18 protein-coding genes are annotated in these 14,212 nt (G+C 42.2%); 6 read left to right on the top strand and 12 right to left on the bottom strand.

The window, feature by feature from the left end:
- Nucleotides 1-222 precede the first annotated feature (222 nt).
- The 4 genes from K5Q29_RS06920 (at nt 223) to xerC (ending at nt 2,739) form a co-directional block, all read left to right on the top strand.
- Complete coding sequence (locus K5Q29_RS06920; RefSeq protein WP_172699902.1) at nt 223-495, top strand: hypothetical protein; 273 nt, start codon at nt 223-225, stop codon at nt 493-495.
- Nucleotides 496-609: 114 nt separating this feature from the next.
- Entirely contained in the window at nt 610-1,212 is a 603-nt protein-coding gene (locus tag K5Q29_RS06925) for a replication protein (RefSeq protein ID WP_105139940.1), read from the top strand.
- Entirely contained in the window at nt 1,190-1,450 is a 261-nt protein-coding gene (locus K5Q29_RS06930) for an AlpA family transcriptional regulator (RefSeq protein WP_105139941.1), read from the top strand. Before K5Q29_RS06925 ends, K5Q29_RS06930 begins: the two co-directional genes overlap by 23 nt.
- 68 nt (nt 1,451-1,518) lie before the next feature.
- On the top strand, nt 1,519-2,739 hold the full coding sequence (gene xerC, locus K5Q29_RS06935) for a tyrosine recombinase XerC (protein WP_105139942.1): 1,221 nt from the start codon (nt 1,519-1,521) through the stop codon (nt 2,737-2,739).
- Between the two features lie 96 nt (nt 2,740-2,835).
- Here xerC and rpsI read toward each other — a convergent pair whose 3' ends face one another.
- The 7 genes from rpsI to rlmB all read right to left on the bottom strand — a co-directional run bounded on the left by rpsI (nt 2,836) and on the right by rlmB (nt 6,708).
- A complete protein-coding gene (gene rpsI / locus K5Q29_RS06940) occupies nt 2,836-3,228 on the bottom strand; it encodes a 30S ribosomal protein S9 (RefSeq protein WP_002942223.1) in 393 nt (130 codons plus the stop codon).
- Nucleotides 3,229-3,247: 19 nt separating this feature from the next.
- Entirely contained in the window at nt 3,248-3,694 is a 447-nt protein-coding gene (rplM, locus tag K5Q29_RS06945; protein WP_002876943.1) for a 50S ribosomal protein L13, read from the bottom strand.
- Nucleotides 3,695-3,908: 214 nt separating this feature from the next.
- Complete coding sequence (locus K5Q29_RS06950; RefSeq protein ID WP_105139332.1) at nt 3,909-4,163, bottom strand: hypothetical protein; 255 nt, start codon at nt 4,161-4,163, stop codon at nt 3,909-3,911.
- A complete protein-coding gene (locus K5Q29_RS10925) occupies nt 4,072-4,302 on the bottom strand; it encodes a GNAT family N-acetyltransferase (RefSeq protein ID WP_172699660.1) in 231 nt (76 codons plus the stop codon). Before K5Q29_RS10925 ends, K5Q29_RS06950 begins: the two co-directional genes overlap by 92 nt.
- A gap of 295 nt (nt 4,303-4,597) precedes the next feature.
- Nucleotides 4,598-5,461 carry a DegV family protein gene (locus K5Q29_RS06960; protein ID WP_105139331.1) on the bottom strand — a complete coding sequence of 288 codons (864 nt, stop codon included), beginning with the start codon at nt 5,459-5,461 and terminating at the stop codon, nt 4,598-4,600.
- Complete coding sequence (locus K5Q29_RS06965) at nt 5,458-5,979, bottom strand: NYN domain-containing protein (RefSeq protein ID WP_105139330.1); 522 nt, start codon at nt 5,977-5,979, stop codon at nt 5,458-5,460. The genes K5Q29_RS06960 and K5Q29_RS06965 overlap by 4 nt, the downstream gene beginning before the upstream one ends.
- The gene (gene rlmB / locus K5Q29_RS06970; protein WP_105139329.1) at nt 5,980-6,708 is read right to left on the bottom strand and encodes a 23S rRNA (guanosine(2251)-2'-O)-methyltransferase RlmB; all 729 of its coding nucleotides are present in this window, start codon (nt 6,706-6,708) and stop codon (nt 5,980-5,982) included. It lies immediately after the preceding gene.
- Between the two features lie 135 nt (nt 6,709-6,843).
- On the opposite strand from rlmB, the gene K5Q29_RS06975 reads away from it, so the two are divergent.
- Together K5Q29_RS06975 and K5Q29_RS06980 are read left to right on the top strand one after the other, a co-directional pair.
- A complete protein-coding gene (locus tag K5Q29_RS06975) occupies nt 6,844-7,233 on the top strand; it encodes a DUF1761 domain-containing protein (protein WP_105139328.1) in 390 nt (129 codons plus the stop codon).
- Between the two features lie 74 nt (nt 7,234-7,307).
- Nucleotides 7,308-8,276 carry an aromatic acid exporter family protein gene (locus K5Q29_RS06980; RefSeq protein WP_105139327.1) on the top strand — a complete coding sequence of 323 codons (969 nt, stop codon included), beginning with the start codon at nt 7,308-7,310 and terminating at the stop codon, nt 8,274-8,276.
- Between the two features lie 39 nt (nt 8,277-8,315).
- Here the strand turns inward: K5Q29_RS06980 and K5Q29_RS06985 are convergent, their stop codons facing one another.
- The 5 genes from K5Q29_RS06985 to K5Q29_RS07005 all read right to left on the bottom strand — a co-directional run bounded on the left by K5Q29_RS06985 (nt 8,316) and on the right by K5Q29_RS07005 (nt 14,087).
- Nucleotides 8,316-9,446 (bottom strand): ABC transporter ATP-binding protein, encoded by a 1,131-nt coding sequence (locus K5Q29_RS06985; protein WP_002938838.1) that lies wholly within the window; start codon nt 9,444-9,446, stop codon nt 8,316-8,318.
- A 234-nt stretch (nt 9,447-9,680) separates the two neighbouring features.
- A complete protein-coding gene (locus tag K5Q29_RS06990) occupies nt 9,681-10,541 on the bottom strand; it encodes a helix-turn-helix domain-containing protein (RefSeq protein WP_105139326.1) in 861 nt (286 codons plus the stop codon).
- A 12-nt stretch (nt 10,542-10,553) separates the two neighbouring features.
- Nucleotides 10,554-11,846 (bottom strand): response regulator transcription factor, encoded by a 1,293-nt coding sequence (locus K5Q29_RS06995; RefSeq protein WP_024389169.1) that lies wholly within the window; start codon nt 11,844-11,846, stop codon nt 10,554-10,556.
- Entirely contained in the window at nt 11,836-13,485 is a 1,650-nt protein-coding gene (locus K5Q29_RS07000) for a sensor histidine kinase (protein ID WP_105139325.1), read from the bottom strand. The genes K5Q29_RS06995 and K5Q29_RS07000 overlap by 11 nt, the downstream gene beginning before the upstream one ends.
- Complete coding sequence (locus K5Q29_RS07005) at nt 13,482-14,087, bottom strand: DUF624 domain-containing protein (protein ID WP_105139324.1); 606 nt, start codon at nt 14,085-14,087, stop codon at nt 13,482-13,484. The genes K5Q29_RS07000 and K5Q29_RS07005 overlap by 4 nt, the downstream gene beginning before the upstream one ends.
- Nucleotides 14,088-14,212: the final 125 nt, after the last annotated feature.

A 14,212-nucleotide genomic window follows, 5' to 3' on the forward strand; every position in this document is an offset into this window, starting at 1 on the left:
ATGCAACAAATAAGTATTCAAAACGTAGAAAAAATCCTATTTCTAGGAGATACAAAATTTTTTGGTTATATCAGACTACTTTATGAGAGCAGTGAAATTTTGAACACAATTACTATAACCTCTGTATCACTGATAATTGTATTATTATTTATTGAACTCACCCTTAGGATCATCAAAGATTCACCAATAAATTTGCTAGTTTCAATCTATAAAACTATAAGAATGAGATGGTTTATTTATAAAGTAAATAATGATACATTGGAACAAAATAAGTTCACAATATATAACAATGCGGTCAGTCATTGCACAGTAAATGTTCAAAATCAAAGCATCAAAGTAGCACTTCGATTACCTGTAAATGTTGATTCAGTAAAATTATATAAGCAAGCAGAGCCCATTATTTTTGAAGAAATCGTAAATAATAATCCTAACTATTACTTTTCCTCACCGATGAGGGTTGGTAGATGGATGCAGATTTTCGGTTCAAAACGATAAAAAAGCAGGGCTTGTCTCACAAAGTGACTGACAAAAGCCCTGCTTTTTCACTTGATTCACTGGGGTTACTACGACCCCCAGTGAATCAATAATCATTAATCAGAAAGGAAAATAATGTCAAAGGAAAAACGTTCTAACAAATGGGCCTTCTTACTTTATCAAGAAAGTACTCCTGATAATTATTTAGAAATCCTTGAAGAAATTCATGTCCCATTTGTGCTAAGCCCTTGGCATGATAAAGATGTCAATAGACAAACTGGAGAGTTTAAGAAGTCGCACAAACATGGTGCTTTGTTCTTTGATTCCTTAAAAAGCTACTCTCAAGTTTCAGAACTTCTAACAGAAAAACTAAATACCCCAGCACACGTAGAAGTGATACTATCTCCAAAAGGAATGTATGACTACTTTGTACATGCTGAAAATCCTGATAAAACTCCATACAAACTTGAAGATATTGAATCAGGTTGTGGTTTTGAGTTAGACAAATTTTTAATTAGCAATACAAATGATCAGTTTCTCGCAACTATAATCGATCTCATTGAGGAATATAATTTTACAGAATTTAAGACTCTGGTGAACTTTGCTAGAGATAAAGGACCGATGTTATTGTCACTGATTGTAGATAAAACATACTTCTTTGCAAAGTATCTAGATTCAAGACGACACTCAGAAATTACTAGAAAGGGGCAAGAAAATGCAAGTCATTCTACCCGATGAGCAGATCCATCAAATCCAGCTTTTGATTGCTGATTTAATAAAGCAAGAATTCGAAAATAGGTTGAACAACAGCAATCTCGAAAGTCCTTTTCTGAATAAACATCAAACCTGCAAGTATCTAGGAATCTCCAACAACACACTTGATAGTTGGATTCGGAAGGGTTTGCCAGTCATTCGTATTGAGAAAACTGTTCGATTTGACAAAACTGAAATCAATCGCTGGTTACAAAATCAGTAGCATTTTTACCGTGGTTTGTTATAATAAAGCCACGGTATTTTTCTAGCTCAATTCACAAGGAGAATACTATGTCAATTACAAAAACTAAAAATAATACTTATCGTCTTAGACTGTACATCCCAGATGAAGCTAAAGCATTTCTGCAAATAACTGGTAAGATGTATGAAAAGACCTTCAAAACTCGAAGGGAGGCAAAACAAGCCGAATTAGAAATACTCACAAAAGTAGAAAATATCCTAAGCGGAGAATTAGAAGCTTCTCTTGAAACAAATGGAGATATATTATTTTCTGACTTCTACAAACATGTTTGGTGGGATTTTTACAAAGCTGGTCAAACAACATCAACAATAAAACAACCATCACGTGCCACAATTGACGGAACCGAGATTGTTTTTCGGAAACACATCTTACCGATGTTTGGGAACTTTTCACTTAATTTCCTCAATCAAAATAAGCAAGTCGTTTTACATTTATTGACACAAAAATCCGAAGAATATGCAAACTTTAAAGTTATTCGTAGCTATGTCAATTCTATTTTTGATTGGGCAGAAGAGTTAGAATACATCGAGTCCAACAAGATTTCAAAAACTATCAAGCGAATCAAGTCTACAAAGAAAAACAAATTACAAGAAGCGAAAAACGATGAAGATTTATATCTCTCACAAGAAGAACTCCAAGCATGGTTCACAGCTTTTGAAGAGGATTTAGAAAACAATAAACTCTCATTCAAAGATTACGTATTATTCTATACAACCTTTTTCTTAGGAGATAGAAAATCCGAAAGCTACGCATTGCAATGGAAACACATCAATATCAAGAAACAGGAAATTCAATTAGTTCAAGCCTTAGATAAATACAAAAATCCTAAGTCTACTAAAGGGAATAAGAAAACAACATTTCGAATTCCAACTGAACTTATCGACCTTCTACAATCTTGGAAAAAGCAACAGAAAGCCGAACTAGCGAAATTTGGTATTATCCAATCTGATGAACAATATGTCTTCACTTATATCGACATGAAAGGCAATGTGAATAGTCCATTACACGCTGATTATCTCAATAACAAAATGAAGTCATTCAAACGCCGTCACAAAGAACTGACACACGCTACGCCTCATAAATTACGCCATACTGGAGCAACACTTGCAAAACTAGCAGGAACATCACTAGAGGCTATTTCTGAAGCTCTAACACATAGTGATACTATTACAACGAAGACTTATGTCAATACTTCAAATGTTGTTCCAATAGCTGTCGGAGAAATTACCTATCGAAACCTCAAAAAATAATGGTGGGAATTTGGTGGCAATTTTTTAAAACTTGCACTAAAAAACACCCCATGGTGTGAACCATGAAGTGGTGTTCTGCTGTATTGTAGCTGGTTCTTAACGTTTAGAGAACTGGCTAGCTTTACGTGCTTTCTTAAGACCTGGTTTCTTACGTTCAACCATACGAGCGTCACGTGTAAGAAGGCCTGCGCGTTTCAATGAATCGCGGAAGTCTGGGTCTACTTGAAGCAATGCACGCGCGATACCGTGACGGATCGCACCTGATTGACCACCGTAACCACCACCGTTCACGTTAACGAAAACGTCGTATGAACCTTGTGTTGAAGTTACTGCGAATGGTTGGTTGATAACCAAACGAAGGTCAGCGTGTGGGATGTACTCTTCTACATCTTTTTTGTTTACTGTGATTTTACCAGTACCTGGGACCAAACGTACGCGTGCAACCGCGTTTTTACGACGACCAGTACCTGTGTATTGTGCTTGTGCCATTTAGATTACGTCCTTTCCCTTAGATAAGACCTGAAATATCAAGTACTTCTGGTTGTTGTGCAGCGTGAGTGTGCTCAGCACCTACAAAAACTTTCAATTTCATGCCTTGTGCACGACCAAGTGTGTTGTGTGGAAGCATACCTTTAACTGATTTTTCAATCAAACGAACAGCGTTTTTAGAACGCAATTCACCAGCTGAGATTGATTTCAATCCGCCTGGGTGGTTTGAGTGAGTGTAGTAGATTTTATCAGTTGCTTTTTTACCAGTCAATTTCACTTTCTCAGCGTTGATAACGATAACGAAGTCACCAGTATCAGTATGAGGTGTGAAAGTTGGTTTGTTTTTACCGCGAAGAACGCTAGCAACTACTGCTGAAAGGCGTCCAAGAGGTACATCAGTAGCGTCTACTACATACCATTTACGTTCAACTTGGCCTGGTTTAGCCATAAATGTTGTTTTGTTCATGATTTCTCCTATACGAATCGTTTTTGTTTACTGGGCGGATGTTCCGGTCCGCGGGTATTTGGAAGGTTCCGGGGCCTTTCAAATGGGGTAAACAATACCGTCTACCATTTTATCAAATCTACTAGTCTCCGTCAAGCTATTTTACTTTACTTTTTTTATTTTTTGAAAGATAGCAGAGCTGCTGAGAATGAAAGCCTTATCAGGTTTACTTTCCCTACTGACCTAGCTGTCCAGGCAAGACCAACTTTTCCTTAAAAGGGAAGGTTTTATCAAATTCTTCCAAGACTGATTGATCCACCGTGTAGCCTGGCGGATTTGTAAACCACCAGTCTCGGTCATCTAAAGCTTCTGGTTGGAACAACTTGACCAAGAAATAATCAGCTTCTGGGTCCGCCTGATAGCGAATGCTCCAAAAGTGCCTGACCGTAACCGTGGCCTTGCTGGTCCGGCGAGATGCTAAAGGGACCAAAGGTCAGACTGGGCAGGCGAGCGCCGTCTGCTGTGATCTCCGACGCGACATAGAGGATATGCCCCACCAGCTGACCGTCAGCTTCCGCGACAAGATTGAGGTCTTTTATAACTTGTTTTTGCTCCCGTAATTGATGCACAATCAGATGCTCCGTCGCACTCAGATAATAGTCCTTCAGTTTACTTTTAGTACAAGGCAACGAGTTGCAGATAGTACTGGAGTACGGCAAAACGAGTTAACGATGTAATAAAAGATAAACTGAAGGACGAAAGACATTCCAAAAAGCCTCCCGTGTTGGCTCTTCAACCGCCCGATGATCCTTTTCTTCTTTTCTGATGATTAGTGACATCTTATCTCCTTTTGATTATCCTATTCTACATAAGTCGTCATCACACAAAAAGGGATACATCTTTGCAAGAAATATCCCTTAGAATCTAGGCTCTCATTTCTGTCCCAATTGATAAAATAGCTAGGACTCCTGTCCCTGTATGAGTGGCAATAACTGGTCCTAATTCTGTCAATAGAGCATCAGAAACACGGTCGTCTTCCAATAAACTAGATTTGACGCCCTCTGCTGCTTCAACATCGCCTGTATAGGCTACCATAACTGTAGAATGATCCAAGTTGTCCAAGGTCAGGTTCAACATTTCTTTGATTCCTTTTTTACGACCACGGATTTTAGCAATAGGCACAAGTTTCCCTTCTACATCTAGTGAAAGCAGAGGTTTGATATTTACTAAGCCACCAATAAGGCCTGCTGTTTTCGATAAGCGACCACCACGCACCAGGTGGTTAAGGTCATCGACCAAGAGGTAGGTCCGTAAGCGCGGCACCAAATCTTCTACGATTGCCTTGGTTTCTGCCAAAGTCTTACCCTCAGCACGCGCCTCAACGGCCTTCATGACCAAGTAGCCTTCTCCAATGGTCGCTGCCTTTGTATCAACGATGGTGATAACTGCTTCTGGATATTGATCCATAACCATATCTCGTGCAATGACTGCACTCTGGTAGGTCCCTGAAAGAGCTGCTGAGAAAGCGAGATAAAGCACCTCTTGACCTTCCTTGGCTGCCGCCTCAAAAACTTCTTCAAACTGACCAACATTGACCTGACTGGTCGTAGGTTGGCTGCCAGAAGCCATTTTCTCCAGCAAATCTGCTGAGGTCAAACGGTTTTCACCGACTGTATCATAGGTTACGCCGTCTAGGTTAATGGTCAAACCAAGCACGGTCACATCGTTTTCTTGGACCCAGCTGATTGGCAAATCCGATGTCGAATCGGTTACGATTGTAAATGTCACCCTTTCATTTCCTCCATCATTTCTTTTAAGGCTTGAAAATTCCCATCTGACCAGGGATTGAGCCGTGGGGTGTAGAGCTCTACCTGGTCCACAAACTTGTCCAAGTCCTTTTTGATGACCCTGGTTCTCTCCTCCAACTCACGCGCCGAAACCCGTAAGGCCCCTTGTGAAAAGACCACCCATTGTTCGTTGAGGTCGCTGGTTGCGACGGAAACCTGCTTGCGACGGGCACTATTGAGCTGGGCACTGAGTCGTTCGATGTAGCTATCTGCCGTCTCTTCCTCCTCTGTAAAAATGACCGATACCTTGTACTCGTCATACTGCTGGCGAAGACCTGGCACATGGTGGGCATCAAAGACACAAATCACCTCAATCTGTTCAAAGGCTGCGTAGTGAGACAAGGTGCGAAGCAAGGTCGTTCTGGCCGCATCCAAGTCTCCCTTTTTAAAATCTTGCTTGGTGGCCTGCCAAAAGGCGATCATGTTGTAGCCATCCACAATGAGAACTTTTTCTTTCATTTAGATTTTCTTCCGAAATACTTCGTACATCAGCACGGCTGCTGCTACGCTGGCGTTGAGAGATTGGACATGGCCCTTCATGGGAATGGTAATCATCTCATCTACCTGCTTTTTGATATTGCTGGAAATCCCTTTACCTTCGTTGCCAATAATAAGTGCTAGTTTGCCAGCTGTATTCCACTTGTGGCTTGGGGTTCCGTTCATATCGGTACCAAATACCCAGAAACCAGCCTCCTTGAGCTTGTCGAGGGTTTGGCTGAGATTGGTCACTCGGGCGATTGGGACATGGGCCACCGCACCTGTTGAGGTCTTAGCCACAACGGGCGTCACGCCAACTGCTCGGTGCTTGGGAATGATGATGCCCGCTACCTGAGTGGCATCTGCGGTCCGCAAAATCGAGCCGAAGTTGTGGGGGTCTGTCAGCCCGTCCAAGATGAGAATGAGGGGACTGTCTTCCTGCTCTGCCTTTTCCAAAATCACCGATAGGTCCGCATAGGCGAACTCGGAGACCCGCAGGACAAAGCCTTGGTGGACGGCACCTTCTGTCATGTCGGACAGGGTCTTCTTCGGCGTCCAAGAAATCGACACCTTCTTCTCTGCCGCCAGTGCCTTGATTTTTTCTACATTTTTTCCGCGCAAATCATCCTGAATGTAGAGTTTGTTGCCGGTGTTGGCCTCCAAACTCTCCACTACAGCATGTACGCCATATACGATATCATTTTGTTCCATAAGAGTATTATAGCATAGGTTGACTGAAAATAGGCACTCACTATATCACAGCTGAAAAACTTGACCTCCTTACCAAACCATGGTATTCTGTTATCTATCATTTGTCCGTACAAACGGACGCAAAAAGGAGAATGTATGACACTTATTTTGGGAATTGTGGCAGGGCTGATTGCCTTTGCTATTGGTGGTTTGTGGTATGGTTTGATTTTCCGCGATGCTTGGATCAAGGCTTCAGGCATTGACATGGCTAAGGTAGAAGCAGATCGTCAGGCTGGCAAAAATGGACAGAAGGAAATGGTGATTTCCCTTGTCATTGAAGTACTGACTGCTGTTGTGGCTATTTTCTTCATCAAAACCCTCGGTGTTTCACCACTTCATGCAGCTGGTGGCATGGGCGTGATTGCGGTCCTTGCTTCATTGAAAAACTATGTCTTTGAGCAACGCCCTATCAACCTCATCCTCATCAACGAAAGCTACAAACTAGTCTGCTACCTAGTAGTCGGTATTCTGGCTCTATTTGCATAAAATCAACCCTCCTAGCTTTAGGAGGGTTTTGTTTTATGATACAATAGAAATAGACTAAAACCAAAGGAGCCTCCATGTCCCTCTCCCTCCGCACCATCAAACTGATATTTGCCACCGTGTTGGCTATTTACCTAGCGACCGCTCTGGGCTTGTCCTATGCGACAGCTGCCGGCATCATCGCCATTCTCAGCGTCCTCGACACCCGCAAGTCCAGCTTCAAAATGGCTCGCAACCGCCTCTTCTCTACCCTCCTGGCCCTGACCATAGCCGTCCTGACCTTCGCCCTCTTTGGCTTTGGCATCTGGACCCTCGGCATTTACCTAGCCCTCTACGTCCCCCTGGCCTACCGTTTCAACTGGGAGGCAGGCATTGCCCCATCGACCGTCCTCGTCACCCATCTCTTGCTGGAGCAGGATATTTCTCTGATATTTTTGGGAAATGAGCTGACGCTTTTTCTGATTGGGGCAGGACTGGCACTCTTGTTCAACCTCTATATGCCCTCACAAGAAAAGAAAATCGAGGCCTACCACGACCAAGTCGAAGACCTACTCAAGCAGATTCTGCTTCGCTTTGAAGCCTTTCTGCTCAACGGCGACGGACGAAACGAGGCAGAATTGATTACGCAGCTGGATAAAACCTTGGATGAGGCCCTGAAAGTCGTCTACCTAGACCGCCACAACCAGCTCTTCCAGCAGACCAACTACCAGGTCCATTACTTTGAAATGCGGGCAGCACAAAACAAAATCCTGCGAACCATGGCAGGAAATATCAACAAGTGTTTACTGGAAGGCAGAGAAAATGTCATCCTGTCCAGCCTATTCGAGCGAGCCGCCCAGCAACTGAGCCGAGAAAACTCCGCCAAGGAACTGCTCCTGGACATCGAACTCTTCCATGCCACCTTCCGCGAGCGACCTCTGCCACAAACCCGAGAAGAATTTGAAACCCGTGCCACCCTCTTCCAACTCCTACACGACATGGAAGCCTTTATTCGCCTCAAGGTTGACTTTTATGAGGTTTATAAAGATGAAAAAGACCCGTCATAATAGCGGGTCTTTGGTGTTTTATGAACAAATTATAAAAGATTAAACAATGGCTTGATCTGTTTCATCATCAAAGAAATGAGCTTTGTTGAGGTTGAAGGTCAAGCGAACCTTGTCTCCTGGATTGTGGTAATCACGCGCATCTACACGAGATACAAATTCTGTATTTCCTACTTTAGAGTAGAGCATGGTTTCCGCACCAAGAAGCTCTGAAACGACAACTTCTGCTTCCACGATAGAAGATGGATAAGTGTCCAACTCCAATTGTGAAGCTTTAATGTCTTCTGGACGGATACCCAATGTAAATGATTTGCCGTTGTAGCCTTTTTCTTCCAAGTGCTTACGACGACCTTCTGGAAGATCTACTTTGAAACCATCTCCAACAAGCACACCCTCTTGAAGAGTCACTGTAAAGAAGTTCATTGCAGGACTACCGATGAAGCTGGCAACAAATTTGTTTACAGGTTTATTGTAAAGCTCTTCTGGGCTACCAATTTGTTCGATACGACCGATTGTACCTGTACCTGCTTCATTCTTAGTCGCAGACATGATAACAATGCGGTCAGCCAAGGTCATAGCTTCTGTTTGGTCGTGCGTTACGTAGATCGTTGTTGCACCAATACGGCGGTGGATTTTAGCAATCTCTGTACGCATGGATACACGCAATTTGGCATCCAAGTTTGACAAAGGCTCATCCATCAAGAATACTTTTGCATCACGGACAATGGCACGACCCATGGCAACACGTTGGCGTTGACCACCAGAAAGGTCAGCAGGTTTACGTTGCAAGAATTCAGTCAAACCTAGAATTTGTGCTGCTTCTTCTACACGTTTTTTGATTTCATCCTTGCTGTATTTACGCAATTTCAAACCGAAAGCCATGTTGTCAAATACAGTCATGTGTGGGTAAAGGGCATAGTTCTGGAATACCATGGCAATATCACGGTCTTTTGGTGCCACATCGTTCATCAACACGCCGTCGATGTAAGCTTCACCTTCTGTAATATCTTCCAATCCAGCAATCATACGAAGAGTAGTTGATTTACCGCATCCTGAAGGACCTACGAAAACAATAAACTCTTTATCTTTAATATCTAGATTAAAGTTTTCAACGGAATAATGCTCGCTATTTGGATATTTTTTATAAATATTTTTTAAATTAAGTTGAACCATGTTCAAGCCTCACTTTCTTTGATAGTTTTATTGTAAATGAAAGCGTTTTATTTTTCTAGGTCAAGATGAACAAAAAGAACACAATCTTTTGTACAAGTTGCACAAAAGACTGTGTTACTGAAATAGTCTACTTTTCAAAAATTCAATGAGCCCTTTGGGATTTTCAGAAGAAAAGGGACGAAGCGATGGGCGGCATTCTCAAAGGCTACAACGCTTTTCTCATCATTAGCCCTATTAGATACTTAAATCCATGATAACCATGTAGCAAACTGCCAAATCCGTCAATTCCTTGAGCTGTAATCCTGTCCAATCAAACCATTTGTCCAAGCGATACTGTAGCGTATTTCGATGGATATAGAGAGACTGGGCTGCCTTGGTTATGACCGCACCTTCTTGCCAAAGAGCTACAATTTCCTTTTCTAGCTGCTGGTGGGCAATCAAACTAGCAAGCCCTTCTCTCAAAACGGGGTGGAGTTGACCTGCCCAAAGATAGAGCTGACCGAAGGTAAGCAACCGTGATTGATGGTGGTTGCTTCGCCAATGGTGAAAAAGGGATTGTTCAGCTTCGATTAATTGTGGCCAAGAGTGTACCAATTTAGCCGGCCAGATTTGACCTAAAAACAATGTGATTCTTAGACCAAAATCGAACTCCATGGTAGCAAGGGTATCACGCAGTATTTCTTTGACATCAAAAAGAGGTGCCTGATGTAGAATGAATAGGTAATCCTGTCCATTGCCTGTATAGTAGCCTTGGAGATTGGGGAGGAGTTTGGCCATCATATCAAGCCAGGCTACCTTTCCATCTTCATCGGATACATGGCCTACATGAGCATGAATAACCTGTAGCTTTTCCAAGGTTTGTGGAAGAGGACCTCCCCCTTGGAAATAGCGTCCCCAAGGATGACCTTGTTCTGCGCTCGAGTCATTCATCAGCAAGTCAATCAGTTCGATTTCTCGATCTGTCAAATCCTTGCGTTCGATGGAAAACCAAGTATGATCAGCCAGAGGCAACTGGATACTTGCTCCGTTTTCTGTCTTTTCAAATACAAGCCTTCCTTTTGGAAATAGGTGCTGCAATTCTTCCCTTTTGCTCATCTCGCCTCCATCTCATTCTGTCTGTAATTGACCGATTTTCTGTCGGTAATTTTTGGGAGATTCCCCACAAATGCGTTTAAAAATCTTATAGAAGTAGCCCACATTCGTGTAACCAACTTGAAAACAAATTTCTTCGATTCCCAACTGACTGTTCAAGAGAAGCTGCTGTGCTACCTTGATTCGCTGATGATTGAGCAACTCTGCAAAAGTATGCCCAGTCTCTTTTTTGATAAGTTGACCTAGGTAAACCGTATTTAGGTAGAGATGAGCACTCATATCTTTCAAAGACAGCTCCTCTGCAAAGCGTTCACGAACAATCGTAACAACTTCCTGTACATGAGGACTGTAAGTGGAACTCTCGGAAAATTTTTTCAGATAATGACAAAAATACTCCATTAGTTGATGTAAATCTCGACTAGCTTCTACCTTTACATAGAAATCTTCCAAGCGCTGATGGTCTTCTTCATTAAAATAGTAAAACACATCCGACATCATCTGATTAAAAAATTGTTTTGTTAGGTAGACTGCCGGAGTGGTTTCTCGCAATTTATCAGCCAAATGTGGTAAAACATCAACGATTTTTGCCAATCTTCCTGCACGTAGAAGCGGTTCCATATCTTTATAGAGTTCTGTGGTAGTAGCCGTTAGATCTTCTGATAGTTGCCTATAAAATAAGCGCCTCTCTACCTTATCAATCAACTGCCGTATGGTCATCGTCGGGGTAACTTCTTCTGTATATAGACTACCCTCTGGTCGACTTTCTGTCAACTGAAAATAGTAGACTTGATGTAAAATATTTTTTTCACGACAGTAGCCCATTGGGTTTGGAGTCTCTCTGGCGGCAAACCATGTTTTCTGGGAGTGACTTAATAACTCACTCGCTGTCAGGGTTCCTGCCAAAAAGCCCTTGGTATATTCCCTATCTGTCTCTTTCTTCAACGTTGGTAGCTGTTGGAGCAGCTTAGCCAGTTCTTGTTTATTGATGGGCTTAAGGAGATAATCCATTGCCCCGAGGGAGATGGCCTTACGGGCATATTCGAATTCTTGAAAACCAGACATGATGATAATGTGGGTATCCGGCGATTGTTCTTTCATTCGTCGAACCATTTCTAGGCCTGTCATATCTGGCATGCTGACATCGGTTAGGACAAGGTCCACAGTATGCTGTGAAAAATAATCCAGCGCTTCTTCGGCGTTCTCTGCCGTATAAACAATCTCGACATTGTATTCATGATAAGGGAGAAGATGCTTCATCCCTTCCAAAATCATATATTCGTCATCAACTACTAACATCTTATGCATCATGCTCATCTCCTCGGGGGAAGACACCTTCAAATAAGATTGAATAGGTCACCCCTTCCCCTTCTTTAGAATCTAATTCTATCTGGTAACGGTCTCCAAAATAGAGAAGTAACCGCTCGTGAACGTTTCGTAATCCGATTGATTGTGACCGATTTTCTTGCGACAGTTCTCGACTTGCCAAGAGGTGTTTGTTGGCTTCCAGGGTTTCTGCGTCCATTCCCTTACCATTATCTCTGATGAGAATTTCCATATCCTGTCCATGCTTGAGAGCTTTGACACTAAGCGCATTGTCTTTTCGTTTGAGGTCTACTCCATGGACAAAATAATTTTCTACCAGAGGCTGGATTACAAAACGAGGAATTTCAACCCTTTCGCACCCAGGATCTATTTGATAGGCATAGGCAATGGAACGAGGATAGCGGATTTGACAAATGTAGCTATGTTTTTCGCAAAACGAAAGTTCTTCTGCCACCGTTGTCATTTTTGCCTGTGTCACACTACTGCGAAGCAAGCTTGAAAATTCATAAATCATATCCCCTAGCTCATCCATCTGCTTGCTGACTGCATACATACGGAAAAATTCCAAGGTATTGTAGAGAAAATGGGGGTTAATTTGGGCTTGTAAGGCTCGCATATTGGCATCTTTCTGAGCTAACTGCAAGCGATAGATGTCTTGAATACTCTGGTCCATAGCATCCAGCATCTGATTGATTTCTGATGAAATGAGATACATTTCCTGCTCTTTATTGTCCGTCTGTAGACGAAGATGCCTGTCTTCGCCACGAATCTGTTGCATGGTATCAACAATGTCCAGTACTTGGACTTCATATCGTTTAAACACCCTTCTCAGGACCAGTAGTAAAAGAGCAACGAGACAACTACTTCCTAGAAAAATGATTCCGACTAGGCTACCAACTTTTTCAATAGCATGTTGCTGGTCAACCCCAACTGCAATTTGCAAATCCCCACTCATTCGATAGGAGAGCGGAGGCGAGGCAACATCTGGTCGCAGACTATAAAATTCCCGATCCAGAGAATCTTGAACTCTAACGGTCATGGGGAGATCCGTCTTACGTTGGATATATTGCTTCAGTAAATCCGCATCGATGGTGACATAGATGGTCGCAATACCTTCTGTTGTCGACGGAGAAAATAAGGTCATCGAGATACTATGTTGCGGAGCCTTGTAGTTTTCGGCCGTGACCTTTTTACCAGACTTTAAGTCAGAGGTAGAGACAAAGACAGTATTTGCATCCATCGGAGCAATATCGACTCCTTCTACGAAGGGATAATAGAGATAAAGAGTGCGAACAGAATCCTGCAAGGAAATCCGTTTGACCATCAGGTGAGGGTGACTCAGTAACCAGACCTGGTACTGAGAAGGAGATAATTGAAAATAGTGATAAAGACTATCTAGACGATCCCTGTCCGTAATGTAGTCTGCTAGATAATTCCCAACCCGTCCTTGATAATAATCCAACTCCTCTTTTAGACCATCTGCTACTTCCTGTTGAATGCGGATACGATTGGTGTCATACTGATACCAGCTGATGTAGGAAAGAATACTGGCAAAGAAAATGACAATCCCAATCACTAATAAAGAATAACTTTTCAAAAGAGTATGAATTAAAACTTTTTTCATAAGTAATCCTTGTCAACTTGCTTGTACACTGGATCAAAGGCATCATAGAGAAATAAGAGCCATAGGACCGGTAGGAAGAAGAATAAAATCAAGGGAAGTTTGAATAGCATGAACCCACAGACGAGACTGCCTAACAAAAATTTGACCAGGGCTTTCCAATCAAGAAAAAGCGAGACAGCCGCCAACTGTAAGCCTGTTTTTAGACTAAATTCAAAATGTACTTGAAGTTTTAAAAAGAGAGCATAGAGCGCAAAAACATAGAAAAGACCAAAAGCATTTGTAATAAGAACTGCTGGCATCCACCAGGTCTGGGGCAATTGAATCAAGAGCCAAATGCCGCTAAATAAAAGACCAATCAATAAGAGGATAAGACCGAGGCCAAGGTTAAGCCGAATAAAATGCTCTTTAAAATAGCCAAACGCCTCTCGAAAATGGTACTTAGATGCATCCATATGATAGTTATCGTAGAGGTAAAGTATCGTTCCATTTGCTGGTGAAATGCCCAGCACTACGCCTCCTAGCAATAGAAGAACCAAATAGATGGCACTCAATTTCATGAGGAAGAAAAGAAGAGTAAAAAGCCTGTCTAACCACCCTAACATTGTATATTCCTCCTTTTTTATCTATTTTATCAAAAAATCGGTACTTTTTGTATATATTAACATAAAACAAATACAAAAAGGTTGGATGTTGAACCCAACCTCTTTTCACACTTCATCACCTGTAT

It is taken from the genome of Streptococcus sp. 2018037 (genome assembly GCF_019754195.1).
Lineage (GTDB): Bacteria > Bacillota > Bacilli > Lactobacillales > Streptococcaceae > Streptococcus > Streptococcus hashimotonensis.